The sequence below is a fragment of the Streptomyces sp. NPDC031474 genome, from assembly GCF_055581185.1.
The window spans coordinates 196,818-220,202 of record NZ_JBVIJX010000018.1 but is presented as its reverse complement, the minus strand read 5'-3'; the positions used below and the strand labels follow the sequence as shown (position 1 = coordinate 220,202).

General features: G+C 72.6%; 22 protein-coding genes. 13 read left to right on the top strand and 9 right to left on the bottom strand.

Annotated features, from left to right (window positions below):
- Positions 1-32: 32 nt before the first annotated feature.
- A complete protein-coding gene (locus ACZ5SK_RS34810) occupies positions 33-887 on the bottom strand; it encodes a SigB/SigF/SigG family RNA polymerase sigma factor (protein WP_443041368.1) in 855 nt (284 codons plus the stop codon).
- A 229-nt stretch (positions 888-1,116) separates the two neighbouring features.
- On the bottom strand, positions 1,117-1,569 hold the full coding sequence (locus ACZ5SK_RS34805; protein ID WP_334582286.1) for an ATP-binding protein: 453 nt from the start codon (positions 1,567-1,569) through the stop codon (positions 1,117-1,119).
- Positions 1,570-1,695: 126 nt separating this feature from the next.
- Between ACZ5SK_RS34805 and ACZ5SK_RS34800 the strand changes: the two genes are divergently transcribed.
- A complete protein-coding gene (locus ACZ5SK_RS34800; protein WP_319344394.1) occupies positions 1,696-1,905 on the top strand; it encodes a hypothetical protein in 210 nt (69 codons plus the stop codon).
- A gap of 263 nt (positions 1,906-2,168) precedes the next feature.
- On the top strand, positions 2,169-2,624 hold the full coding sequence (locus tag ACZ5SK_RS34795) for a cyclic nucleotide-binding domain-containing protein (protein ID WP_334582287.1): 456 nt from the start codon (positions 2,169-2,171) through the stop codon (positions 2,622-2,624).
- An 81-nt stretch (positions 2,625-2,705) separates the two neighbouring features.
- Here ACZ5SK_RS34795 and ACZ5SK_RS34790 read toward each other — a convergent pair whose 3' ends face one another.
- Positions 2,706-4,016: an MFS transporter gene (locus tag ACZ5SK_RS34790; protein WP_334582288.1), complete on the bottom strand. Its 1,311-nt coding sequence runs from the start codon at positions 4,014-4,016 to the stop codon at positions 2,706-2,708.
- A 127-nt stretch (positions 4,017-4,143) separates the two neighbouring features.
- The gene (locus ACZ5SK_RS34785) at positions 4,144-4,758 is read right to left on the bottom strand and encodes a LysE/ArgO family amino acid transporter (RefSeq protein WP_334582289.1); all 615 of its coding nucleotides are present in this window, start codon (positions 4,756-4,758) and stop codon (positions 4,144-4,146) included.
- Positions 4,759-4,835: 77 nt separating this feature from the next.
- Here ACZ5SK_RS34785 and ACZ5SK_RS34780 point away from each other — a divergent pair, with 77 nt between their 5' ends.
- Together ACZ5SK_RS34780 and ACZ5SK_RS34775 are read left to right on the top strand one after the other, a co-directional pair.
- Positions 4,836-5,738: a LysR family transcriptional regulator ArgP gene (locus tag ACZ5SK_RS34780; protein WP_334583774.1), complete on the top strand. Its 903-nt coding sequence runs from the start codon at positions 4,836-4,838 to the stop codon at positions 5,736-5,738.
- A gap of 170 nt (positions 5,739-5,908) precedes the next feature.
- A complete protein-coding gene (locus ACZ5SK_RS34775) occupies positions 5,909-6,160 on the top strand; it encodes a WhiB family transcriptional regulator (RefSeq protein WP_334582290.1) in 252 nt (83 codons plus the stop codon).
- Between the two features lie 39 nt (positions 6,161-6,199).
- On the opposite strand, the gene ACZ5SK_RS34770 is transcribed toward ACZ5SK_RS34775, so the two are convergent.
- Together ACZ5SK_RS34770 and ACZ5SK_RS34765 are read right to left on the bottom strand one after the other, a co-directional pair.
- A complete protein-coding gene (locus tag ACZ5SK_RS34770) occupies positions 6,200-6,937 on the bottom strand; it encodes a L,D-transpeptidase family protein (RefSeq protein ID WP_334582291.1) in 738 nt (245 codons plus the stop codon).
- A gap of 59 nt (positions 6,938-6,996) precedes the next feature.
- Entirely contained in the window at positions 6,997-8,418 is a 1,422-nt protein-coding gene (locus ACZ5SK_RS34765; protein WP_334582292.1) for a M1 family metallopeptidase, read from the bottom strand.
- 154 nt (positions 8,419-8,572) lie between these two features.
- Between ACZ5SK_RS34765 and ACZ5SK_RS34760 the strand changes: the two genes are divergently transcribed.
- Positions 8,573-8,932 carry a DUF488 domain-containing protein gene (locus tag ACZ5SK_RS34760; RefSeq protein ID WP_334582293.1) on the top strand — a complete coding sequence of 120 codons (360 nt, stop codon included), beginning with the start codon at positions 8,573-8,575 and terminating at the stop codon, positions 8,930-8,932.
- Between the two features lie 4 nt (positions 8,933-8,936).
- Here the strand turns inward: ACZ5SK_RS34760 and ACZ5SK_RS34755 are convergent, their stop codons facing one another.
- Together ACZ5SK_RS34755 and ACZ5SK_RS34750 are read right to left on the bottom strand one after the other, a co-directional pair.
- On the bottom strand, positions 8,937-10,610 hold the full coding sequence (locus ACZ5SK_RS34755; protein ID WP_334582294.1) for an FAD-binding dehydrogenase: 1,674 nt from the start codon (positions 10,608-10,610) through the stop codon (positions 8,937-8,939).
- A gap of 28 nt (positions 10,611-10,638) precedes the next feature.
- Positions 10,639-11,274 (bottom strand): TetR/AcrR family transcriptional regulator, encoded by a 636-nt coding sequence (locus ACZ5SK_RS34750; protein ID WP_334582295.1) that lies wholly within the window; start codon positions 11,272-11,274, stop codon positions 10,639-10,641.
- Positions 11,275-11,409: 135 nt separating this feature from the next.
- Here ACZ5SK_RS34750 and ACZ5SK_RS34745 point away from each other — a divergent pair, with 135 nt between their 5' ends.
- The 3 genes from ACZ5SK_RS34745 (at position 11,410) to ACZ5SK_RS34735 (ending at position 14,190) form a co-directional block, all read left to right on the top strand.
- Positions 11,410-12,039, top strand: a complete 630-nt coding sequence (locus tag ACZ5SK_RS34745; protein WP_334582296.1) for an alpha-ketoglutarate-dependent dioxygenase AlkB — start codon at positions 11,410-11,412, stop codon at positions 12,037-12,039.
- Positions 12,040-12,195: 156 nt separating this feature from the next.
- Complete coding sequence (locus ACZ5SK_RS34740; protein ID WP_334583775.1) at positions 12,196-12,945, top strand: MBL fold metallo-hydrolase; 750 nt, start codon at positions 12,196-12,198, stop codon at positions 12,943-12,945.
- A gap of 9 nt (positions 12,946-12,954) precedes the next feature.
- Positions 12,955-14,190 carry a DUF4032 domain-containing protein gene (locus ACZ5SK_RS34735; protein ID WP_334582297.1) on the top strand — a complete coding sequence of 412 codons (1,236 nt, stop codon included), beginning with the start codon at positions 12,955-12,957 and terminating at the stop codon, positions 14,188-14,190.
- 22 nt (positions 14,191-14,212) lie between these two features.
- Here ACZ5SK_RS34735 and ACZ5SK_RS34730 read toward each other — a convergent pair whose 3' ends face one another.
- The gene (locus ACZ5SK_RS34730) at positions 14,213-15,085 is read right to left on the bottom strand and encodes a universal stress protein (protein WP_334582298.1); all 873 of its coding nucleotides are present in this window, start codon (positions 15,083-15,085) and stop codon (positions 14,213-14,215) included.
- Positions 15,086-15,351: 266 nt separating this feature from the next.
- On the opposite strand from ACZ5SK_RS34730, the gene ACZ5SK_RS34725 reads away from it, so the two are divergent.
- From ACZ5SK_RS34725 to ACZ5SK_RS34705, 5 genes are all read left to right on the top strand, one after another.
- Complete coding sequence (locus tag ACZ5SK_RS34725) at positions 15,352-17,028, top strand: NAD(P)/FAD-dependent oxidoreductase (RefSeq protein WP_334582299.1); 1,677 nt, start codon at positions 15,352-15,354, stop codon at positions 17,026-17,028.
- Positions 17,025-18,515: an ATP-binding protein gene (locus ACZ5SK_RS34720; RefSeq protein ID WP_334582300.1), complete on the top strand. Its 1,491-nt coding sequence runs from the start codon at positions 17,025-17,027 to the stop codon at positions 18,513-18,515. The genes ACZ5SK_RS34725 and ACZ5SK_RS34720 overlap by 4 nt, the downstream gene beginning before the upstream one ends.
- A complete protein-coding gene (locus ACZ5SK_RS34715; RefSeq protein ID WP_334582301.1) occupies positions 18,512-18,865 on the top strand; it encodes a UBP-type zinc finger domain-containing protein in 354 nt (117 codons plus the stop codon). Before ACZ5SK_RS34720 ends, ACZ5SK_RS34715 begins: the two co-directional genes overlap by 4 nt.
- 69 nt (positions 18,866-18,934) lie before the next feature.
- On the top strand, positions 18,935-21,934 hold the full coding sequence (locus ACZ5SK_RS34710; RefSeq protein ID WP_468576900.1) for a helix-turn-helix transcriptional regulator: 3,000 nt from the start codon (positions 18,935-18,937) through the stop codon (positions 21,932-21,934).
- 185 nt (positions 21,935-22,119) lie between these two features.
- On the top strand, positions 22,120-23,079 hold the full coding sequence (locus ACZ5SK_RS34705; protein WP_468576898.1) for a threonine/serine dehydratase: 960 nt from the start codon (positions 22,120-22,122) through the stop codon (positions 23,077-23,079).
- Positions 23,080-23,385: the final 306 nt, after the last annotated feature.

Here is a 23,385-nt window from a genome sequence, read left to right as displayed (position 1 = left end):
GCAAGGTGGGAAGCACGGGCGCTGGGGGGTGCTCAGCGCAGCGCCTCCTGCCGCACCCGCTCGCAGCTGCGGCTGATGAGCCGGGAGACGTGCATCTGGGAGATGCCCAACCGGTCGGCGATCCTGCTCTGCGTCATGTCCTCGAAGAAGCGCATGTAGAGGATGGCGCGCTCGCGTTCCGGCAGTCGGCGCAGGCTTTCCTTCGCCGACTCGCGGTCGACCACGACGTCGAAGGAGGAGTCGGGGTCGCCGAGGGTGTCGGCGAGGCTGTAGCCGTCGTCGCCGGCCGGGAGTTCGGCGTCCAGCGACAGGGTGCTGAAGCTCTCCAGTGCCTCCAGCCCGGCGCTCACCTCGTCCTCGGTGAGCCCGGCATGAGCGGCGATGTCGGCGACCGAGGGCTCGGCCGCGCCCGGGTTCTGGGTCAGTTCCCGGCGGGCGAGACGCACCTTGTTGCGCAGTTCCTGCACCCGGCGCGGCACCCGCAGCGCCCACATGCGGTCCCGGAAGTGCCGCTTGATCTCCCCGGTGATGGTGGGCACGGCGTAGCTCTCGAAGGCCCCGCGGTCGGGGTCGAAGCGGTCGACGGCCTTCACCAGTCCGAGGGCCGCCACCTGCCGCAGGTCCTCGATCGCCTCGCCGCGGTCGCGAAAGCGGCCGGCGATCCGGTGCGCCATGGGCAGCCAGGCGGTGACGATCTCGCCGCGCACGGCGTCCCGCTCGGGCCCCTCCTCCAGGGTGACGAGGCGCGCGAACCGGCTCGCGGTGTCGGGGGCGTCGTCGTGAGTGCGTCGCAGCTGTGCGGTGGCGGGAGTGGACGCGGCGGTGGGCGTGGGTACAGCGGTGGGCGCGGACGCGTCGGAACGGTTTGTCGACATGTCGATGGGCATACGGAATCGCTCCTGAACGGTGGTGTCAGGGATTGGCGACGGGCGGGCTTCCTGCCGGCCGGGGCGCGTGCAGCGCCCCGGAGCGGACACACCACTCCCGTCGGCGCGCCTCCGGTCCGAAGCACGAACCTCCGTCTGCCCGGCCCCTGGAGGACCAAACTCCGCCTGCGGGAAAGGCGTTTCACGGGGTCCCGGTCGCCGGCCCGGTCCGGTCGCGGCGCGGCTGCGGTCAGAACACGGGGACGACGGCGGTGATGCGCTTGCCCCCGGAGGGCAGGTCGGCCACCCGGACGTCGCGGGCCAGCCGGCAGACGATCGGCCAGCCGCGGCCACCGGTGCGCCATCGCCCGTCGGCGTCGGGCGGGTCGGCGCTGACCGGCAGCCGGTCGCTGCGGTCGCTGCGGTCGCTGACGGAGACGCGTACGGCCCGCCCGTCCACGTCGACGTCGAAGTCGGTGACGCCGCCGCCGTGGAGGATGGCGTTGGTCGTGAGTTCCGAGGCGACGAGCAGCGCGTCCGCGAGAGCCTCCTCGTCGCACGAGCAGCCGGTGGCACCCCGCCACCCGCTCACCGCACGGCGCACGGCACTGCGGACATCTGCCGGTCGGCACTGCTCGGGTCCTTCGCACCGGAACGGGCCCTCCGCCACGTCCGTGCGGTCGGTCGAGTCGTTCGTACGCATCCCTTCGCTCCCCTGACAGTTGCCGACTGGTCATTGGTCGTCTCCTTTTCGGCTGGCCGTCTCGGCGGCGGCCAAACCTCTCGGGCAGGGAGCAATCGACCCGCCTGTGCGGGGTACGTGAAGTACATGACCGATGTCGTGGACTCGGATGAACTGTTGCGGCGCATCCAGCGGGCCAGGGCCTGCGCCCGGGAGGAACAGCTGGCCTGGCGGGCCCGGGGCGCCGACCTCGCACAGGCCGATGCGGAGGCGGCGCGTGAGGCCCGGGTCCGGGCTCTCGCCTACGAGGCGGTGCTCAGGGTGCTGGACGAGATCGTGACGCCCGGCCGACAGTGAAACCGGTCACCTGACCGGCTTTTCTGTACGCACAATCTCCCCGAATGGTTTACGGTTCATTCATACGTGGTGGGCGGGGTCGACAGCACTCCTCCTCCGTGCACCGCACCTGTGCTGCCCTGGCTGGCTTCCCCCGTCCAGCCAGGGCTTTTCCATGCCCTCCTGCGGAAAGTGCCGTCCGCCGAGGTGCCCGGGACGTCCGCAGCGGCTCAAATGGGAAGGGGAAAGCACCCCCATCGATCGCCGGCGAGGAGCCCCGCGCCATGACCAAAGCGACCAAACTGCTGACCGCCCTCCCCCTGCCCCAGCGTCGGCGCCTCATGGAGCTCGCCCGCGAGGTCTCCTTCCCCGAGGACGCCCGGATCTTCGAGGCGGACGGCACGGCCGACCGTTTCTGGGTCATCCGTTCCGGCGCGGTCTCGCTCGTCCAGCAGGTGACGTCGCTGCGCCGGGTCACCGTCGCGACCCTCGGCGCCGGCGACATGCTGGGCTGGTCGTGGCTGTTCCCGCCGTACCGGTGGGACTTCGGCGCGGAGGCCTTCAGTCCCGTGCGCGCCTACGAGTTCGAGGCGCAGCCGGTGCTCAAGCTGTGCGAGGAGGATCCGGCGCTCGGGATGTCGCTGGTGCGGATCGTGGCCGAGATCCTCGCGCACCGGCTGGAGATGACCCGCGGCAAGCTGATGGAGCAGTACGGGACGAAACGGCGCGGGGGGCTGTAGAGCCCGCCCGCGCCCGAGTGCTGTACACCGGGCCCGTGCCGGAGCGCAGCAGGCCGGCCCGTGCCGGACGCGGCGGTGGGGTCAGATGCGGTACCGGCGCAGCGCGGGCACCGCGGTCGCCAGGCCCAGCATCAGTGCGACCACCAGCAGGCCGCCGCCCGCGACGGCGGCACGGGGCCCGAAGGCGGCGCCCGCCGTGCCGTGCAGGACGTCGGCGAGGCGCGGGCCGCCCGCCACGACCACCGTGAAGACACCCTGCATCCGGCCGCGCATCTCGTCGGTGGCGGCGGACAGGAGGATGGCTCCCCGGAAGACCATCGACACCATGTCGGCGATGCCGGCGACGGCCAGGAACAGCACCGCGAGCCACAGACTACCGCTCAGCCCGAACCCGGCGACGGCCGCGCCCCAGGCGACGACCGCGCCGATGACCATCCAGCCGTGCCGGCGCGCCCGCGAGAACGTCCCGGAGAACAGTCCGCCCAGTACCGCCCCGATGGGGATCGCGGCGAACAGCAGGCCGAGGGCCAGTCCTTCGCCGTAGGAGGCGTACGTCTCGGCGGCGAGCTGCGGGAACAGGGCACGGGGCATGCCGAACACCATGGCGATGACGTCGGCGAGGAAGGACAGCAGCAGGACCTTGTGCCGGGATATGTACCGAAACCCCTCCGCGATCTCGCGCACCCCGGCGCGCCGGGCGCTCGCGCCCGCCGGCGGGGGCAGCGCGGGCAGACGGACCACGGCCCACAGCGTCACGCAGAGCGCGACGGCGTCGAGGAGGTAGAGCTCGGGCAGGCCGATGACCGGGATCAGTGCGCCGGCGAGCAGCGGGCCCGCGACCAGACCGGTCTGCATGACCGTCGAGCCCAGGGCGTTGGCGGCGGCCAGTTCGTGCGCGGGGACCAGCCGGGCGATGGAGGCGTTACGGGCGGGCGAGTTGAGGCCGAAGAACGCCTGCTGGGCGGCGAGCAGCACCATCAGCACGGCCACCGAGTCGAGTCCCGAGACGGCCTGGAGCCAGAACAGCACCGAGGTGACGGCGATGCCGCTGTTGGTGATCAGCAGCAGCTTGCGACGGTCGACGGTGTCGGCGACCGCCCCGCCCCACAGCGCGAACAGCACCATCGGCACGAGTCCGGCGAGGCTCGCGTAGCCGACCCAGGCGGAGGAGCCGGTGATGTCGTAGATCTGCTTGGGCACGGCGACGGCGGTGAGCTGACTGCCCACGGCCGTGACGACGGTCGAGGACCACAGCCGTCGGTAGGCCGGCCGGCGCAGGGGCCGGGTGTCCATCGCCCAGCGGCGCCAGCCGCTCCGGGGCCCGTCTCGCCGACTCGGGCCGTCGTCGTCGGCTTCGGTCTCGGGTGCGGTGCTGCCCTCGCTGGTGTCCACACGCTTCCTGGTTGCTCGCTACATCTTTCGGGTCCGGGGGTCACTATCCCAGCAACTCCTGTGGTTTCGCCGCCTCTATGGACAGGCGATCTCACATTTCGGACTCGGATCGTCGGGCCCCCGTCGCTCAGGCTCCCGCCAGGAGCGTCAGGCCGAGGGCGATCATCGTGGCGGCGACGACGGCGTCCAGGACGCGCCAGGCGGCGGGGCGGGCCAGGAAGCGGCTGAGCAGCCGGGCGCCGAAGCCCAGCGCGGCGAACCAGCACACGCTGGCCAGCGCGGCGCCGAGACCGAAGGTCCAGCGCAGCGGGCCGCGGTCGGCGGCGATGGAGCCGAGCAGGAACACGGTGTCGAGGTAGACGTGGGGGTTGAGCCAGGTCATCGCCAGGCAGGTGAGCACGGCCCGGCGTCGGGAGCCGGCGGGCTCCCCCTCCGCCGTCAGGGCGCCCCCGGGGCGCAGCACCCGCCGGGCCGCCAGGGCCCCGTAGCCGAGCAGGAACAGGCCGCCGATCCAGCCGACCGTGCTCAGCGCCCCGGGCCAGGCCACCACCAGCGCTCCCACTCCGCCGACGCCGAGGGCGATGAGCAGGGCGTCGGAGAGGGCGCAGATCCCCACGACGGCGAGGACGGCGTCGCGGCGGATCCCCTGACGCAGGACGAAGGCGTTCTGGGCGCCGATGGCGACGATGAGCGACAGGCCGGTGCCGAAACCGGCGGCCGCGGCGGAGAGAGCGGGGGACATGCCGTCCACGCTAGGGAAACGATCAGTGGACGTACAGCTAAAGATTCTTACGTATCATTAGCTGTCGTGATGTGCGGATGATGACGGACCTCCCCCTCGACCAGGTGCGGACGCTCCTCGCCGTGGTGGACGAGGGCACCTTCGACGCGGCGGCCGCCGCCCTGCATGTGACGCCGTCGGCGGTCAGCCAGCGCGTCAAGGCACTGGAGCAGCGCACGGGCCGGGTCCTGCTGATGCGCACCAAGCCGGTACGCGCGACCGAATCCGGCGAGATCGTCGTGCGGTTCGCCCGCCAGCTGGCCCGGCTGGAACGCGACACGCGGTCCGAGCTGGGCATGAGCGGCGAAGGCGAGCCGACACGCGTGACGGTCGCGGTGAACGCGGACTCCCTCGCCACCTGGTTCCTGACGGCCCTGACCCGGGTGGCGCAGGAGCCGCCGCTCTGTTTCGAACTGCACCGCGAGGACGAGACGCGCACGGCGGAACTCCTGCGCGAAGGGCGGGTGATGGCCGCGGTGACCTCGTCGCCCGAGGCCGTCACGGGCTGCTCGGTGCGGGCGCTGGGCACGATGCGCTACCTGGCCGCCGCAAGCCCGGACTTCGCGGACCGCCACCTCGCCGACGGCCCGTTGCACGAGACGCTGACCCGGGCGCCCGTGATGAGCTTCGACCGCAGCGACGACCTCCAGGACACGTTCGTGCGCGGCCTCGGGCGCGGCCCCGGCAGCGCGAGCCCGGTACGGCACGCCGTGCCGACCTCGGAGGGTTTCGTGACCTCCGTCGCCGCGGGCTTCGGCTGGGGCATGGTGCCCGAGGCGCAGGCCGAACCGCTCCTGCGCTCCGGCCGCCTGGTCCTGCTCGCCCCCGACCGCCCGCTCGACGTCCCCCTGTACTGGCAGCAGTGGAAGCTCGACTCGCCCGCGCTGGCGGCGGTCGCGGACGCGGTGGCGGCGACGGCGGCCCTGACCCTCAGGAACTAAAAGCCGGCTCCTCGTTCCCCGACCTGCTGACGGCGTACGGGTCCTCGTGGGGCCTGCGGGAGCGGTGAACGTCGTTGCGGCCCGCGCCGTTTCACATCCGCCCCTCCGGTGACCCGACCGGGAGCAACTCATCCGGAAAAGCACATACGACGTGATCGCAGGTGACTTCGATGGACGACTGGCGACAGCACGCCGCGTGCCGCCACGAGGACCCCGACCTCTTCTTCCCGATCGGCACCTCGGGGCCGGCACTGCTGCAGACGGAACAGGCCAAGGCAGTCTGCCGGCGCTGCCCGGTGCGGGAATCATGCCTGGAGTGGGCCATGGAGACCGATCAGACCCTCGGGGTCTGGGGTGGCCTGAGCGAGACGGAACGACGCGCCCTCAAGCGCCGCATCAAGGCAGGCCGGCGCAGTTCGTGAAACGGCGCCCCGCACAGCGCCCCGCTCCCTGACTCTCCCTCAGCGGGCCAGGGAGGCCTGGTCGCCCATGACGACCACGGGGTGCAGGGCAGGGTCGAGGGCGCGCAGCAGTTCCTTCATATGCTGTTCCGCGATGCTCACGCAGCCGTGGGTGGGGCCGCCGTGATCGACGTGCAGCCAGATGCCGCCGCCGCGCCCGGCGCCGAGGGGGCGGGTCCAGTCCAGGGGTGAAGTGCCGGGCTCGCGGTTGTAGTTGATCGCGATGACGTGGTCGAAGGAGCCCTCCAGCGACTCGCCCTCGAATCCCGTGCCGGGCGAGTGGAAGCCGCCGCCGTGGTCGTAGGGCAGCTTCGTGCCGGGGTCGCTCAGCAGTCCGCCGGCGTCGGTGAGTCCGTAGACGCCGATGGGTGAGCGCAGGTCGCCGCCCATGTGGTGGTCGCTCCAGCCGCGCAGCGCGTTGTGCGCGGGCCAGCTGTCCCCGGCCCGCCAGCCGGCCGCGGTGCGCCGGTACAGCACGACCGTGGCGGCCGGGGAGTCGATGCCCCGGCCGGTCACCACGACCACCTGGTCCGCGTCGGCCGGCACGGCGGCCCATGTCCTGGTTCCGAGGCCGGGTATCCGCTGCGGCACCGTCCTGACGGAGTTCGCGGGCGGTCCCGGCGCCGCCTCCGTGACAGTGGCGGTGCGCCCCTGCTTGGGTGCGGTCGCCGCGCCGCCGCATCCGGTGAGCAGGAGGGACGCGGCGAGCAGTGCGGCACGGGATCGGTGCGTGATCATAGGTCGATCGTGGCCCACAGGTGTGTGGAACTTGTCAGGTTCGGGGCCCCGTTGGGGCGCTAGGGCTTGCTGGGCTTGCCTCGACCGTACAGCCAGGTCTGGAACAGCGGGCCGAGGTCCTTCCCGGACTCCCGTTCCGCTAGCTGTTCGAACTGGGCGGTGGTGCCGTGGCCGTAGCGGTGTGCGGCCGCCCAACCGCGCAGGATGCGGAAGAAGGCGCGGTCGCCGACGGCGGTGCGCAGGACCTGCAGGGTCATGGCGCCGCGGGCGTAGACGGGGGTGCCGAAGATGTTCGCGCCGCTGCCCGGGTCGCCGGGCGGGAACTCCCACAGACCGTCGGTCGCGGGGCTGGCGTACAGGGCGTCGAAGGACTTCTGGGCGCTGTCGCCGCCGTGCTGTTCGGCGTAGAGCCACTCGGCGTAGGTCGCGAAACCCTCGTTGAGCCAGATGTCCTTCCAGGAGGTGAGAGAGACCGAGTCGCCGAACCACTGGTGGGCGTTCTCGTGGACGAGGGTGCTCAAGGAGGGCGCGCGGTCGTACACGGGCCGTGACTGGGTCTCCAGGGCGTAGCCGACGTTCGGGGCGTGGTCGACGATCGAGCCGGCGGCGCGGAACGGGTAGGGCCCGAACAGCGAGCTCTCCCAGTCCAGTACGGAGGGCAGCTTGTTCAGGACGGGCGTGGCGGCCGTGGCCTCACGCGGGTCGACGGCGTCGTAGACCTTGAGGCCGGTGCGGGTCGTGTACTGCTTGACCTGGAACTTGCCCACGGTGGCGGTGGCGAGGTAGGCGGCCATGGGTTCCGTCTGGCGCCAGCGGAACGTGGTCTTGCCGTGGGTGGTGCGCTGTCCGAGAAGGACGCCGTTGGCGACGGCGGCGCGGTCCTTGGGGACGGTGATCGTGAAGTCGTAGGAGGACTTGTCGAGGGGGTGGTTGTTGGCCGGGAACCAGGTCATGGCGCCCTGCGGTTCGCCGGCGACGAAGGCCCCGTCGTCGGTGGGGATCCAGCCGTCGAGGGAGCCGTCGGGGTCGGTGACCGGTCCGGGTGTGCCGCTGTAGGCGACGCTGACGCGGAACTGCTCGCCCTTGCGCAGGGCGCGCTTGGGGGTGACGACGAGTTCCTGGCCGTCGCGCCGGTAGTCGGCCTTGACGTGGTCGACGGTCAGGGCGGTGACCTTCAGCCCCTGGAAGTCGAGGTCGAAGCGGGTCAGCCGCTGGGTGGCGCGGGCGGTGAGGACCGCCTTGCCGTCGAGGTGGCGGCTGCCCGGGTCGTAACGCAGGGTCAGGTCGTAGTGGGCCACGTGGTAGCCGCCGTTGCCTGCGAGCGGGAAGTAGGGGTCGCCTACTCCGGACGTGCCCGTCGGGCCGGCCGCGGTGGCGGGTCCCGCCGCGATGAGCAGCGCCGCCACGGCGACCGGGACGGTCGCGGCGACGGCTTCACGGCGCAGGAGGGGAGTGGTCGTCCGTCTGCGGGAATGTGTCACGTGCGCTCCTGGGGGGTGGCGTGTGATCAAACATCCCCAGACTAGGGACTGGGCACCCGGCTTTCCTCCTCATTCAGGTCAAGCCGAGCGGCGCCGGAGGCCGTCTCGAGCCTACGCTCGACATCCATCCGCCGAACCCGAGGACGGCCCGCCCATGAGTGTCCGTGTACGTCGCGTCTACGATCCGCCCGAGTCCGACGACGGCGTGCGGGTCCTGGTCGACCGGCTGTGGCCGCGCGGGGTGTCCAAGGACGCGGCCCATGTCGACGAGTGGCCGAAGGGCCTCACCCCGTCCACCGAGCTGCGCCGCTGGTACCACGCGGACGAGGGGTCGTTCGAGGAGTTCGCGCAACGCTACGAGGCGGAGCTCGCCGCCCCGGAGGCGGCCGAACTCCTGGACCATGTCCGGGAGTTGGCCGCCAAGGGGCCGGTGACGCTGGTGACGGCCGGGAAGGCGTCGGCGCACAGCCACACGGCGGTGCTGCTCCGTCTGCTGGAGACGGACCCGCGCTGACGGGTCAGCCGGTCTGCTGCGCCGCGGCCCGCCCCGCCGCCCGCCCGGAGAAGAGGCAGCCGCCGAGGAAGGTGCCTTCGAGGGCGTTGTAGCCGTGGACGCCGCCGCCGCCGAAGCCGGCGACCTCGCCCGCCGCGTACAGTCCCTCGACCGGCTGCCCCTCGGCGTCCAGGGCGCGCGAGTCGAGGTCGGTCTGGATGCCTCCGAGGGTCTTGCGGGTCAGGACGTGCAGCTTGACGGCGATCAGCGGGCCGGCCTCCGGGTCGAGGACGCGGTGCGGGGTCGCCACGCGGCCGAGCCGGTCGCCGATGTAGCGGCGGGCGTTGCGGATGCCCTGGACCTGGGCGTCCTTGCTGTACGGGTTGGCGATCTGGAGGTCGCGGGCCTCGATCTGGCGGCGCAGGCCGTCCGCGTCGAGCAGCGCCTTCCCGGTCAGCCCGTTCATCTTCTCGACGAGCTTCTCGAGGGTGTCGGCGATGACGAAGTCCGCGCCCTTGTCCAGGAACGCCTGCACCGGGGCGGGAGCGCCCTTGCCGAGGAGCCGGTCGCGCAGGACGGCCTTGCGGTCCTTGGCGGTGATGTCCGGGTTCTGCTCGGAGCCCGACAGCGCGAACTCCTTCTCGACGATTTTGCGCGTGAGGACGAACCAGGAGTGGTCGTGTTCGGCGATGTCCGGCGTGGTGCGCAGGTGCTTGAGCGTGTTGAGGGTGTCGTAGCCCGGCAGGCACGGGTCGGGGAGCCGGCGGCCGAGGGCGTCGAACCAGAGGGAGGACGGTCCGGGCAGGATGCGGATGCCGTGGCCGGGCCAGATGGGGTCCCAGTTCTGGATGCCCTCGGTGTAGTGCCACATGCGGTCGCGGTTGACCAGCCGGACGCCGGCCTGCGCGCTGATGTCGAGCATCCGCCCGTCGACGTAGGCGGGGACGCCGGTGACCATCTCGGCGGGCGGGGTGCCGAGCCGCTCCGGCCAGTACCGCCGCACGATGTCGTGGTTGGCGCCGATGCCGCCGCTGGTGACGACCACGGCCTGGGCGGTCAGTTCGAAGTCGCCGATGCGGTCGCGGTTGGAGGCGACGCCGCGTGCGCCGTCGTCGGCGGCGAGGACCGTGCCGCGCACCCCTCGGGCGGCGCCGTCCTCGATGACCAGCTCGTCCACCTGGTGGCGGTGGTAGAAGGTCAGCAGCCCGTCCCTGGCGGCCTGCTTGGCGTGGCGCGCGAACGGCTCGACGACGCCGGTGCCCGTCCCCCAGGCGACGTGGAAGCGGGGTACGGAGTTGCCGTGTCCGTCGGCGCGCAGGTCACCGCGTTCGGCCCAGCCGACGGTCGGCACGAAGGAGATCCCGTGCCCGGCGAGCCAGGTGCGCTTCTCCCCCGCCGCGAACTCGACGTAGGCGCGGGCCCAGCGCACCGCCCAGGAGTCCTCGTCCTCGGTCCGGTCGAACTGCGCGCTGCCCTGCCAGTCGTTCCAGGCGAGGTCGAAGGAGTCCTTGATGCCGAGGCGGCGCTGCTCCGGGGAGTCCACGAGGAACAGCCCGCCGAAGGACCAGAACGCCTGACCGCCGAGGTTGGCGGCGTTCTCCTGGTCGACGAGGGCGACCCGCCGGCCCCTGCTGGTGAGCTCGTGTGCCGCGACCAGGCCCGCGAGACCCGCTCCGACGACGATGACGTCCGCGTCCATGGCGACCGTTGCCTTTCTGCCTGAGGTGCTATGCGTGGTGTCCGCTGCCATCGGTCAGCAGCGCGGTGAGCAGTTGCTTGAGCCAGGCGCGGGCGCCGTCGGCGTCCTTGTCCAGCAGGAGTTGGACAGTGACCCCGTCGTAGGCGGCGATCACCGCGTGGGCGGCGGAGTCGGCGTCGCCGAGGACGGCGGGCAGGGCGGTGTGACCGCGTGCCCGCTCCAGCCGGTCGGTGATCGCGCGGCGCAGCCTGGCCCGGTGTTCGAGGAGGGACTGCGCGACGGCCGGGTCACGGGCGGCGTGCACCAGGAAGTCCGTCTTCACCAGCAGCCAGTCCCGGTCGAGGAGGAGGACCTCGGTGACGCGGTCCACGGAGGTCTGCACGTCGAGGTCGGGGCCGTCCCCGGCGAGGGCGTCGGCGACCTGCTCGGCGATCAGGTCGGCGCGCTCCCGGTAGAGCGCGAAGAACAGCTCGTCCAGGCTGTCGAAGTTGGAGTAGAAGGCGCCTCTGCTGTAGCCGGCGGCCTCGCAGACCTCCTCGATGGAGACCCGCCCGAAGCCCTTGCCCGCGAACACGGCGAACGCGGCTTCGAGCAGGTTGGCCCGCGTGCGGACCCGGCGTCGGGTGACACGCCCCGTCGACTGGTGCGTCTGCCGCACGACCATGATCGGACCTCCGTTCGATACGCGAATGTATCGGATACATCGATGTATCGAAAGGGCCCGCGCACGAGAACCCGAAGGATGCCGGAAGGGGGTGCGGCAACGAACACATTTTCGATTCAGGCGTACGCTGGAGGCATGACCGCGCACCACCTCCAGGGCTCTCTCTTCGACCAGACCGACGAACTGCGCCTCGGCCCCCTCGACGGAATCCACCGGACCGTACTCGGCGCGGGCGCCTGGATCGACGCCCTGCCGGGCTGGCTCACCGGCTCGGACGCGCTGTTCGAACACCTGGCGGCCGAGGTCCCGTGGCGCGCGGAGCGCCGGAAGATGTACGACAACGACGTCGCCGTACCGCGCCTGCTGGCGTTCTACGCAGCGGAGCAGACACTGCCGCACCCGGTGCTGGAGGAGGCCCGTCGGGCGCTGTCCGCGCACTACGCCGACGAGTTGGGCGAGCCGTTCGTCACCGCCGGGCTGTGCCACTACCGCGACGGCCGGGACAGCGTCGCCTGGCACGGCGACCGCATCGGCCGGGGCGCCCGCCAGGACACGATGGTCGCCATCCTCTCCGTGGGCGCGCCGCGCGATCTGCTGCTGCGCCCGGTGCGCGGGGGCGAGACGGTACGACGCCCGTTGGGGCACGGCGACCTGATCGTGATGGGCGGCTCCTGCCAGCGGACCTGGGAGCACTGCGTCCCCAAGTCCGCCCGGGCCGCCGGACCGCGCATCAGCATCCAGTTCCGGCCGCACGGCGTGCGGTGAAACGAAGCGGACGGTAATGACATGGAGGAGGGCGTCGACCTGGACACCCTTCTCGCCGCGCTCGTCGTGGCCGCGCGGAACCCCGCCGTCCGCATCCACCTGATGATCTGCTTTGCTGTCCCCGTCGAGCACCCCTCTCCAGGACACAGGACGGCCATGCGGGCAGACGTACGGCAAGTGGCGGGCGGCACCTACCTGGTGCACGGCAGCAACACCAACTGGGTGATCCTCACCGAAGGGGACGCCGTCACCCTGATCGACACCGGCTACCCCGGCGACCGCGACCTGGTCCTGGACTCCCTCGCCTCGGTGGGCGCTGCGCCGGAGGCGGTCACGGCCGTGCTGATCACCCACGCCCACAACGACCACCTGGGCTCCGCCGAGCACCTGCGCACGACCTACGGCACCCCCGTGTATCTGCACGAGGCCGAAGTGCCGCACGCCCGCCGGGACTTCCTCCAGCAGGTGACCGTCGGCGAGGTGCTGAAGAACGCCTGGCGTCCCGGCGTCCTGCCGTGGATGGTGCACGCGCTGCGCTCCGGCGGCACCGAACAGCACCCGGTCACCGCGCCCGAGGCGTTCCCGGCCGTCGACGGGCCGCTCGACCTGCCCGGCCGACCCGTGCCGGTGCACACCCCCGGCCACACCGACGGCCACGCCGTCTTCCACCTCCCGGACGCGGGCGTCGTCGTCTCCGGCGACGCGCTGGTCAGCGCCCACTCGACGTCTCGGGTGCGGGGGCCGCAGCTGCTGCCGGACATGTTCCACCACGAGCGCGCCCGGGCCGTCGCGTCGCTGGAGGTCATCGAGGGGCTGGCGGGCGATCTGCTGCTGCCCGGACACGGACCGCTGCACCAGGGGTCCGTGAAGGCGGCGGCACAGCAGGCCCGCCAGCGCGCCGTCTAAGGTCAGGCCATGGCTTTGCAGATCAGCGCCACCAACCCGGAGCATCCGGCACTCCTGCTGGAGCTGCCCTGGCACCTGCCCCTGGAGGAGTGGCCCGAGGAGGTCCTCGTCCCGCTGCCGCGCGGCATCTCCCGCCACGTGGTGCGCTACGCCCGGGCCGGCGACGAGGTGATCGCCGTCAAGGAGCTCGCCGAGCGCCCCGCCCTGCGCGAGTACGAGCTGCTGCGCGACCTGGACCGGATCGGCATCCCCGCCGTCGACCCGCTCGCGGTGGTCACCGGCCGCACCACGGACGACGGCGGGCCGCTGGAGCCGGTGCTGGTCACCCGGCATCTGGGCGGTTCGATGCCGTACCGCTCGATGTTCGAGACGACGATGCGCCCGGCGACCATGCACCGGCTGATGGACGCCCTCGCCGTGCTCCTGGTGCGGCTGCACCTGGCCGGGTTCGCGTGGGGCGACTGCTCGCTGTCCAACACGCTGTTCCGGCGGGACGCCGGCGCCTACGCCGCCTACCTCGTGGACGCCGAGACCGGCGACCTGCACCCGCGGCTCAGCACCGGGCAGCGGGACTACGACCTCGATCTCGCGCGCGTCAACATCAGCGGCGAGCTGCTCGACCTGGAGGCGTCCGGGGCGCTGCACCCGTCGGTGGACCCGATCGACTTCGGCATGGAGATCTGCGCCCGCTACGGAGCGCTGTGGGAGGAGCTGACCCGCACCTCGGTGTACCCGGCGGGCAAGTACCACTACATCGAGCGCCGGATCCGCCGGCTCAACGAGCTCGGCTTCGACGTCGCCGAGATGCAGATCGAGCACTCCTCCAACGGCGACACGGTCACCTTCGTGCCGAAGGTCGTCGACGCCGGCCACCACCAGCGCCAGCTGCTGCGCCTGACCGGCCTGGACACCGAGGAGAACCAGGCCAGGCGGCTGCTGAGCGACCTGGAGAGCTGGATGGCCACCCAGGACGACTACGCCCCGGGCGACCCCCTCGCGGCCCGCCCCGAGGTGCTGGCCCACCGGTGGGTGCGGGACGTGTTCCGGCCCACCGTGCGCGCGGTGCCCCTCGAACTGCGCGGCTCCATGGACGCTGCGGAGATCTACCACGAGCTCCTCGAACACCGCTGGTACCTGTCGGAGCGCGCGCAGCACGACATCGGGCTCGACACCGTCGTCGAGGACTACATCAAGAACATCCTGCCCACGGCACGGGAGACCCTGGAGCCGACCCTTCCGGAGTGAGCCGCGACGAGGACGGTGTGCCTCAGGCGTGGGGCACGACGGCGACCGGGCAGTCGGCGTGGTGCAGGACGCCGTGCGCGACGGAGCCGATCCGGGCGCCCACGGCCGTGCGGTGGGCGCGGCGGCCGACCACCGTCAACTGCGCCCGCCCCGCCACCGACAGCAGCACCTGCCCCGCGCTGCCCATCTCCACATGCTCCACCACATGCACGTCGGGGAACCGCTCCCGCCATGGCTTCACGGCCTCGGCCAGCGCCTTCTGCTCGTACTGCTCCAGGCCGCCCGCATCGTCGAGCAGCTTGAGCGAGCCGGGGCTGTAGGCGAACACCGGCGGCAGCGTCCAGGCCCGCACGGCACGCACGCTCGCTCCCCGCGCCGCCGCCGTCTCGAAGGCGAAGCGCAGGGCGGGGGCGCTGTCCTCGGGCTCGCCGTGCTGGCCGACGACGATCTCATGACCGGCCACCTCGGACGACGGCCGGTCGCCGGCCCGCACCAGCACCACCGGGCACGCGGCCTCGGCGATCACCTGCTGACCGACCGAGCCCAGCAGGAACCCGACGAGCGGTCCGTGCCCGCGCGAGCCCAGCACCAGCGACTGCGCCTGCACGCCGGCGGCGACCAGCGTCCCGACCGGGCCGCCCTCCAGGACGTCGGTGGTGACGGTCAGTCCCGGGTGGCGCTCGAGGACGGCCGCGACCGCCTGCTCGGCCGCGTCCCGCACCCAGCGCTCCTGTGCGTCGCGGTCCGCCACCTCGGCGGCCGCGTTCGGCTGGAACCGCCAGGCGTGCACCACCCGCAGCGCCAGATCGCGCCGGACGGCCTCCCTGGCCGCCCAGGCGAGCGCCGCGAGGCTCTCGTCCGTCCCGTCGACCCCTGCCGTGATCGGGCCCGTCATCGCGCTGCCTCCCTGTTTGATCAGATCGTTCGCCGCCAGTCTTCACCACGTCGATCGTCGTGGGCGCGGAACGGGAGACGCGTTCGTGAGCCGGCCTGCCGGGAGAACGGCAGCCGCCTTGATCGCGAGCGCCCCGCGCTGTGCCGGGAGCGCACCGGTGCCGATATCCCGGAGCGAACCGGGGCGATCGAACATACGATGGGCGGAGCCGGCGCGGGCTTCGCCGTGCCGTCGCAAGGACCGACCGCTCTCGGGGTGGGAGACGTATGGCACAGGCCGCCGATGCAGCGCGGACCGTCATCCTGACCGTGGACGACGACCCGGGGGTCTCCCGTGCCGTCGCCCGTGACCTGCGGCGCCGCTACGGCGCCTCGTACCGGATCGTGCGTGCGGAGTCCGGGGAGTCGGCGCTGGAGGCGTTGCGCGAGCTGAAGCTGCGCGGTGATCTGGTGGCCGTCATCCTGGCCGACTACCGGATGCCGCAGATGAACGGCATCGAGTTCCTCGAACAGGCCCTGGACGTGTACCCGGGCGCCCGGCGCGTGCTGCTGACCGCGTACGCGGACACGAGTGCGGCGATCGACGCGATCAACGTCGTCGACCTCGACCACTATCTGCTCAAGCCCTGGGACCCGCCGGAGGAGAAGCTCTACCCCGTCCTGGACGACCTGCTGGACGCCTGGCGGTCCAGCGACCACCGGCCCGTGCCGGCCACGAAGGTGGTCGGACACCGCTGGTCGGCGCGCTCCTCGGAGGTGCGGGAGTTCCTCGCACGCAACCAGGTGCCGTATCGCTGGTACTCCGCCGACGAGCCCGAGGGGCAGCGGCTGCTGGCCGCGGCCGGGGTGGACGGGCAGCGGCTGCCGCTGGTGGTCACCGCGCAGGGCACGCCCCTCGTCGAGCCGGACGCCCCCGAACTGGCCGCCCAGGTGGGGCTGGCGACGACTCCGACAGCCGACTTCTACGACCTGGTGGTGATCGGCGGCGGCCCGGCCGGGCTCGGCGCGGCCGTCTACGGGGCCTCCGAGGGCCTTCGGACGGTGCTGGTGGAGCGGTCGGCGACGGGCGGCCAGGCCGGTCAGAGCTCGCGGATCGAGAACTACCTGGGCTTCCCCGACGGCGTGTCGGGAGGGCAGCTCACCGACCGGGCGCGGCGGCAGGCGACGAAGTTCGGCGCCGAGATCCTCACCGCGCGTGAGGTGACGGGGCTGGAGGTCAACGGGTCCGCGCGGGTGGTCCGCTTCTCGGACGGCTCGGCGGTGGCCGCGCACAGCGTCATCCTCGCCACGGGCGTCTCCTACCGGCAGTTGGCGGCGCCGGGCTGCGACGACCTGACCGGCTGCGGAGTGTTCTACGGCTCGGCGCTCACGGAGGCGGCCGCCTGCCAGGGACACGACGTGTACATCGTGGGCGGCGCCAACTCGGCCGGGCAGGCGGCGATGTACCTGTCGCGGGGCGCGAAGTCCGTCACGCTGCTGGTGCGCGGGGAGTCCCTCGCGGCGTCCATGTCGCACTACCTGATCCAGCAGATCGAGGAGGCGCCCAACATCGGCGTGCGCCCCCGCACGGTCGTCGAGAGCGCGCACGGGGAAGGTCACCTGGAGCAGCTGACGCTGCGGGACATGACGACCGGCCTGAGCGAGCTCGTCGACGCGCAGTGGATGTTCGTGTTCATCGGCGCGGCACCGCTGACCGACTGGCTGGACGGCACGGTGCTGCGCGACGAGCGCGGGTTCATCCTGGCCGGACCCGACCTCACGCCGGACGGGCGGCCGCCGGCCGACTGGGAGCTGGACCGGCCGCCGTACCACCTGGAGACCAACATTCCCGGCGTGTTCGTGGCGGGCGACGCACGCGCCGAGTCCGCCAAGCGCGTCGCGTCCGCCGTAGGAGAGGGAGCCATGGCCGTGATGCTCGTCCACCGGTATCTGGAGCAGTCGTGAGCGGGCAGCTGATGCCGTGCAGCCCGGCCGAGATCAGCTCGCTGTTCCTGTTCGAGAAGCTCTCCCCCGAGCAACTCGGACGGTTGTGCAGCGAGGGCCGGGTGGAGAAGTTCGGGCCCGGGCCCGTGTACACCGAGGGCGACCCGGCGACCTGCTTCTACGTGATGATCGAGGGCACGGTCGTGCTGTACCGGCGGGTCGGCGGGGACGACGTCGAGGTCAGCCGCACCTCCCAGCGCGGGGTGTACTCCGGGGCCATGCAGGCGTACCTGGGGGACCAGGTGCCGCAGGTCTACACCAACTCGATGCGGGTGACCGAGCCGACGCGGTTCTTCGTGCTGCCCGCGCAGTCGTTCGCGGACGTCATGCGGGAGTGGTTCCCGATGGCGGCCCACCTGCTGGAGGGGTTGTTCTTCGGCTCGAAGAACACGCAGCGGGCCATCGGCCAGCGGGAACGGCTGCTGGCCCTGGGCTCGTTGTCGGCGGGGCTCACGCACGAGCTCAACAACCCGGCCGCGGCGGCCGTACGGGCCACGGCGACGCTGCGGGAGCGGGTGGCGAAGATGCGCCACAAGCTCGGCCTGATCGCCGAGGGGCCCTTCTCGCGGGACGCGCTGGCGAGCCTGATCGAGGTCCAGGAGCGCACCGCCGAGCGGGTCGCCAAGGCGCCGGCGCTCACTCCGCTGGAGGCCTCGGACCGTGAGGACGCGCTCACCGAGTGGCTGGAGGACCACGGCATGGACTACGGCTGGCAGTACGCGCCGACGTTCGTGCAGGCCGGGCTCGACGTCGACTGGCTGGAGCAGGTCGCGGCGGCCGTGGACGCGGAGATCCTGCCCAACGCGGTGGGCTGGCTCAACTACACCGTCGAGACCGAGCTGTTGATGTACGAGATCGAGGACTCCACCACCCGTATCTCGCACCTCGTCGACGCGGCCAAGCAGTACTCGCAGCTGGACCGCGCGCCCTACCGGACCGTCGACGTCCACGAACTCCTCGACAGCACCCTGTTGATGCTGTCGGGCAAGATCGGGGGCATCGAGGTCGTCAAGGAGTACGACCGGACGCTCCCGGAGATTCCCGCCTACCCGGCGGAGCTCAACCAGGTGTGGACGAACCTCGTCGACAACGCGGTGTTCGCCGTCAACAGCGTCGGCGGGGACGGCACGCTGACCGTGCGCACCGCACGGGAGGGCGACCGGGTGCTGGTGGAGTTCCGCGACACCGGCCCCGGTGTTCCGCCGGACATCCGCAGCCGTATCTTCGACCCCTTCTTCACCACCAAGCCGGTGGGCGAGGGCACCGGTCTCGGACTGGACATCTCCTGGCGGATCGTCGTCAACAAGCATCACGGCAGCCTCCATGTCGAGTCCGCGCCGGGCGACACCCGCTTCCAGGTGCTGCTGCCGCTGACCGCCCCCGCCCCCGAGAACACCGAGACCGCCGAGAACACCGAGGACCCCGAGACCGCGGAGGAACCCGTATGACCGACGTAGACGCCATCGACCCGAGCGTCCCGCCCAGCGGCGCCGGGTGCGTCGACTGCGACGCGGCGGGCGGCTGGTGGTTCCATCTGCGGCGCTGCGCGACCTGCGGCCACATCGGCTGCTGCGACTCCTCGCCCGCCCAGCACGCCACCGCCCACTACAAGGCGAGCGGGCATCCCATCGTCCGCAGCTTCGAGCCGGGCGAGGAGTGGTTCTGGGACTACTCCTCGGACGAGCTGTACGAGTCGGGGCCCGAGCTGGCCCCGCCGGCCAGTCACCCGGCGGACCAGCCCGCGCCGGGCCCGGCGGGGCGCGTACCGGCGGACTGGGCACGGTCGCTGCACCGTTGACGCCTTCCGGGCGGGGTTGCGTTCCTGGTCCCAAGCCGTGGTGTCGGTGCCGCGTGCCAGGATGGAGCCGTGCAACAGACAGTGTTCGCCGCTCCGTTCATCGGCCGGGAGGAAGAGCTCGCCCGGCTCTCCGGCGTGCTCGACCGCGCCCGGGGCGGTGAGGCGCGCGCGGTGCTGATCGCCGGGGACGCCGGCGTCGGCAAGACACGGGTGCTGGACGAGGTCGCCGCGCGGGCCGCGCGCACGGGGACGACGGTGCTGACCGGGCACTGCGTCGACCTCGGTGACGTGGGCCTGCCCTATCTGCCGTTCACGGAGATCCTGGGCGGGCTCGCCGCCGACGAGCGGTTCGCCGATGTCCTCGCCGCGCACCCGGTCGTGGACCGGCTGCTGGGCGCGGGGCCGGACGCGGTGCGTGAGGATGCGGCCCCCGCCGCGCGGGCGGGCGGTGAGGGCGGCCGGCTGAGGCTGCTCGAAGGGATGGCGGGACTGCTCGCCGACCTGTCGGAGGTCGCGCCGCTGCTTCTCGTCCTGGAGGACCTGCACTGGGCCGACCAGTCCTCCCGGGACCTGCTGCGTTTCCTGCTCAGCCGGGGCTTCCTGCAGCGCCCGACGGGCAACGGGCCGGGGCACCGGCTGGCGGTGCTGGCCTCGTACCGCGCGGACGACCTGCACCGCAGGCATCCGTTGCGCCCGCTGCTGGCCGAGCTGGTGCGGCTGCCGGCCGTGGACCGCCTGGAGCTGCGGCCGCTGGCGGACGCCGAGGTGGCCCGCCTGGTGCGCGCCCTGGAGGACCGGCCGCTGCCGGAGGCCACGGTGCGCCGGATCGTGGCGCGCGCCGAGGGCAACGCCTTCTACGCGGAGGAGCTGCTCGCGGCCTCGGACACCGAGGCCGGCGGCATGCCCAGCGGGTTGGCGGACCTTCTGCTCATCCGGGTCGAGCAGCTCCCCGACACCGCCCAACAGGTGCTGCGGACCGCCGCCGTCGCCGGTCGGCGCGTGGAGCACGACCTGCTGCGGGACGCGGTGGGGCTGCCGGAGGACGAGCTGGAGTCGGCGCTGCGCGAGGCCGTGGGCCACCAGCTCCTGGTCGCGGCCGACAACGGCACCTACGCGTTCCGGCACGCCCTCGCGCGCGAGGCGGTCTACGCCGACCTGCTCCCGGGTGAACGCTCCCGGCTCCACGGCGCGTTCGCCCGCCTGCTGGCGGGCCGGCCCCATCGCGCCGAGACGGCCGCCGAGCGTGCCCACCACCACCGCGAGAGCCACGACCTGGGCGAGGCCCTCGCCGCCTCCCTGGAGGCCGCCGACCACGCCCAGCACGTCGGGGCTCCCGCCGAGGAACTCCACCATCTGGAAGCCGTCCTCGACCTGTGGCAGTCGGTGCCCGCCTCGGCCCTGCCGTCGGGCGAGGGCGGGGGGACCCGCCGGGTCACGCTGATGCTGCGCGCCTCGGCGGCCGCCGCGCACGCCGGGGAGGCGCACCGCGCGGTCTCCCTGACCCGCGCCGCGCTCGCGGGCGTCGGCCAGGACGCCGACTCCGAACTCGCCGCCCGGGTGCGGTACACGCTCGCGGGCACCCTCATGGGCGTCGACCGTCAGTCGGCGGCGTTCGCCTACAGCAGCGAGGCCCTCGCGATGATCCCCGCCGAACCGCCGTCGCCGACGTGGGTGTGGGCCGCGGCCACCCACGTGCTGGCGGCGCGTCAGGTCGGCGACACGGAGAGCGCCCTGCGCATCGCCCGCCAGGCGCTGCCCGTCGCCGAGCGGCTGGATCTGACGGACGCGCGGGCCGACCTCCTGGTCTCCCTGGCCAACCTGGAGGGGGACGGCCGCCGCTCCCCCGAAGGCCGCGCGCGCCTGAAGGAGGCGCGTGAACTGGCCCGGCGCGGGGGCAACGCCCCGGTGGAGATGCGGGCCTTGTTCACCCTGGCGATCGGCGCCTACGAGGCCGGGGACCCGCAGGAGTGCCTGCCCTGGCTGGCCGAGGGCCTGGACCGCGCCCGCCGGGCCGGGCTGCTGTCCTCGCCGTATCCGCTGGGGATGCGGCATCTGCACCTGCTGGTGCTCTACACGCTGGGCCGCTGGGACGAGTGTGTGCGGACGGCGGCCACCGACCTGGGGGTGCTGCCGGCCTCGGGTGGGTTCGCGGTGGGGCCGGCCCTGTATGTGGCCCTCGCGCGCGGCGAGAAGAGCGTCGTCGAGCGCGCCCGGGCCCTGCTGGAGGGGCCTTTCGACTGGATGGCCGCGCTGGTGGCGGGCAACGTGCTGACCGACGCCGCGGCGCAGAGCGGCGATGCCGAGGCGGCGGTGGCGCAGCTGCGGTCCACCGTCGACTCCCTCGTGGACGAGTCGGGGACACGCCCGGACGTCCTGGTCCGGCTCACCGCGCTCGCCCTCACGGCGGTCGCCGACGCGGCCGCGGGGGCCAGGCTCACCGGCGACGAGAGGGCGGCCCGCCGCTGGTCGGCCGTGGCCGCCGAGCTCCTGGAGCCGGCGCGGGCGGTGACCCTGCGCGGCGAGACCGGTCTGCCCCAGGGCCCGGAGGGCCACGCCTGGCTGGCCCGCGCCGAGGCCGAGTGCGCGTGGGCCACGACGGGACCGGACCCGGCGGCCTGGGAGAAGGCCGTCGCGGCGTTCGACTACGGCGACGCCTACGAACTCGCCCGCTGCCGACTGCGGTACGCCGAGGCCCTGTTGGCGGCCGGCCGGCGCGAGGAAGCGGGCCTCGAGGCCCGCACCGCCCGGGACACGGCCGTACGACTGGGCGCCACGCCCCTGCTGGAGCGGGTGGACGCCCTGATCCGGCGTGGGCGGCTCGCCCACGGCCCGTCCGGCGGCCGCGACCGTTCGCTCACCCTGACGGCCCGCGAGCAGGACGTCCTGCGGCTGCTCGGGCTCGGCCGCAGCAACCGGCAGATCGGCGAGGAGCTGTTCATCAGCGGCAAGACGGCGAGCGTCCATGTCTCCAACATCCTCGCCAAGCTGGGCGCCGCGAGCCGTACGGAGGCGGTGACGATCGCCTATCGCGAGCGGCTCCTCGAACCCGAGCTCGGCGCGTCCGGCTGATCCGCCCCTGGCCGGGGCGCGCGCGGCGGGCGGCGGGGGCCGTCCCCTTGACGGCTGCCCAGGCGGTCACCGCGCCGACGTCCCCAGGACCATGGCCGAGTTGACCTGCCGGGCGATGCCCCGTCAGGGTGCGACAGGACCAGGCGCGGTACTTCCTCCTCTCCCGCGCCGGAAGGGTGATTGCCTTGATCGGTATCTCGGACATCGAAGGCGTGGCCGGGCGGATCGGCGGACATCTCGTCCGTACCCCGACCGTGCCGAGTCCGGGCCTGTCGGCGCTGCTCGGTGTTCCCGTCACGATGAAGCTGGAGCTTCTCCAGCGCACCGGCTCGTTCAAGGCGCGCGGGGCGACGGCGAAGCTGTTGTCGTTGAGCGAGGCCGAGCGGGCGGCGGGGGTCGTGGCCGTGAGCGGCGGGAACCACGGGATCGCGCTCGCGGTCATGGCGGCCGCGCTGGATGTGAAGGCCACGGTCGTGATGCCGCGTTCGGCGCCCGCCCGTTCCGTCGAGATCGTGGCGGCGACCGGTGCCTCGGTGCGGCTGACCGACACGATGGGCGGCGCGTTCACGCTGGCGGAGCGCCTGCGGGAGGAGGGCTTCACGCTGGTGCACCCGTTCGACGATCCGGTGGTCGTCGCGGGGCAGGGCACGGTCGGCCTGGAGTTCGCCGCCGATGCCGGTGAGCTGACGGACGTCCTGGTGAGCGTCGGGGGTGGCGGCCTGATCTCCGGTGTCGCCGCGGCCCTGCGCGCCCGCCGCCCGGCGTTGCGGATCTGGGGTGTGGAGACCGAGGGCGCGCAGGCGATGTGGGAGGCGCTGGCGGCGGGCGGCCCGGTGCAGCTGGAGCTGTCGTCGATCGTCTCCACCCTCAGCGCGCCCAGTGTCTCGCAGCTGACGTACGACCATGTCAGCGCTCTGGTCGAGGAGGTGCTGGTGGTGCCCGACCGGGAGGCCGTGCGGGGCTGCCTGGAGCTCGCCGAGCACGCCAAGGTGTGGACCGAACCGGCGGCCGGCTGCCTCCTGCCCGCGGCCCGGCAGGTCGTGGAACGGGTGGGGGACGGCGCCCGGCTGGGGCTGGTGGTCTGCGGGGGCAATGCCGCGGCCGCGGACATGAGGGCCTGGACGGATCGGTTCGGGCTGCACTGAGACCTCTCGGCCGGGATAAGGAAAATCCGGCCGGGAGGCGTCCGGGCAGGAATGGAACCGTGGCCGAGAACGTCGTTTCCGGGATCCCCGGGGAGCCGCCGGCGGCCTGTTTACCGCTGGTTACACCGCTGGACGGCCCCCTGCCGCACCCCGGCAATTCCCTTTTCTCGCACATGTCTTCGGCTCATACGGTCGACCTTTTGAATGAAAGACAGGAATCCCGTCGGAGTTGCCTTCCAATTGAACGGACCCCCTCTCGCCGGTCGTACCCATGGGCAAGGGTGAGTACCGGCGGTTCAGCGAGGG

Excerpts from the sequence above, each read along its gene's own strand:
- ACZ5SK_RS34760 (WP_334582293.1), top strand. The coding sequence starts at position 8,573 with ATGAGTGTCCGTGTACGTCGCGTCTACGATCCGCCCGAGTCCGACGAC.
- ACZ5SK_RS34810 (WP_443041368.1), bottom strand. The coding sequence starts at position 887 with ATGCCCATCGACATGTCGACAAACCGTTCCGACGCGTCCGCGCCCACC.
- ACZ5SK_RS34800 (WP_319344394.1), top strand. The coding sequence starts at position 1,696 with ATGACCGATGTCGTGGACTCGGATGAACTGTTGCGGCGCATCCAGCGG.
- ACZ5SK_RS34725 (WP_334582299.1), top strand. The coding sequence starts at position 15,352 with ATGGCACAGGCCGCCGATGCAGCGCGGACCGTCATCCTGACCGTGGAC.
- ACZ5SK_RS34805 (WP_334582286.1), bottom strand. The coding sequence starts at position 1,569 with ATGCGTACGAACGACTCGACCGACCGCACGGACGTGGCGGAGGGCCCG.
- ACZ5SK_RS34740 (WP_334583775.1), top strand. The coding sequence starts at position 12,196 with ATGCGGGCAGACGTACGGCAAGTGGCGGGCGGCACCTACCTGGTGCAC.
- ACZ5SK_RS34795 (WP_334582287.1), top strand. The coding sequence starts at position 2,169 with ATGACCAAAGCGACCAAACTGCTGACCGCCCTCCCCCTGCCCCAGCGT.
- ACZ5SK_RS34780 (WP_334583774.1), top strand. The coding sequence starts at position 4,836 with ATGATGACGGACCTCCCCCTCGACCAGGTGCGGACGCTCCTCGCCGTG.
- ACZ5SK_RS34770 (WP_334582291.1), bottom strand. The coding sequence starts at position 6,937 with ATGATCACGCACCGATCCCGTGCCGCACTGCTCGCCGCGTCCCTCCTG.
- ACZ5SK_RS34730 (WP_334582298.1), bottom strand. The coding sequence starts at position 15,085 with ATGACGGGCCCGATCACGGCAGGGGTCGACGGGACGGACGAGAGCCTC.
- ACZ5SK_RS34755 (WP_334582294.1), bottom strand. The coding sequence starts at position 10,610 with ATGGACGCGGACGTCATCGTCGTCGGAGCGGGTCTCGCGGGCCTGGTC.
- ACZ5SK_RS34715 (WP_334582301.1), top strand. The coding sequence starts at position 18,512 with ATGACCGACGTAGACGCCATCGACCCGAGCGTCCCGCCCAGCGGCGCC.
- ACZ5SK_RS34775 (WP_334582290.1), top strand. The coding sequence starts at position 5,909 with ATGGACGACTGGCGACAGCACGCCGCGTGCCGCCACGAGGACCCCGAC.
- ACZ5SK_RS34745 (WP_334582296.1), top strand. The coding sequence starts at position 11,410 with ATGACCGCGCACCACCTCCAGGGCTCTCTCTTCGACCAGACCGACGAA.
- ACZ5SK_RS34735 (WP_334582297.1), top strand. The coding sequence starts at position 12,955 with ATGGCTTTGCAGATCAGCGCCACCAACCCGGAGCATCCGGCACTCCTG.
- ACZ5SK_RS34785 (WP_334582289.1), bottom strand. The coding sequence starts at position 4,758 with ATGTCCCCCGCTCTCTCCGCCGCGGCCGCCGGTTTCGGCACCGGCCTG.
- ACZ5SK_RS34750 (WP_334582295.1), bottom strand. The coding sequence starts at position 11,274 with ATGGTCGTGCGGCAGACGCACCAGTCGACGGGGCGTGTCACCCGACGC.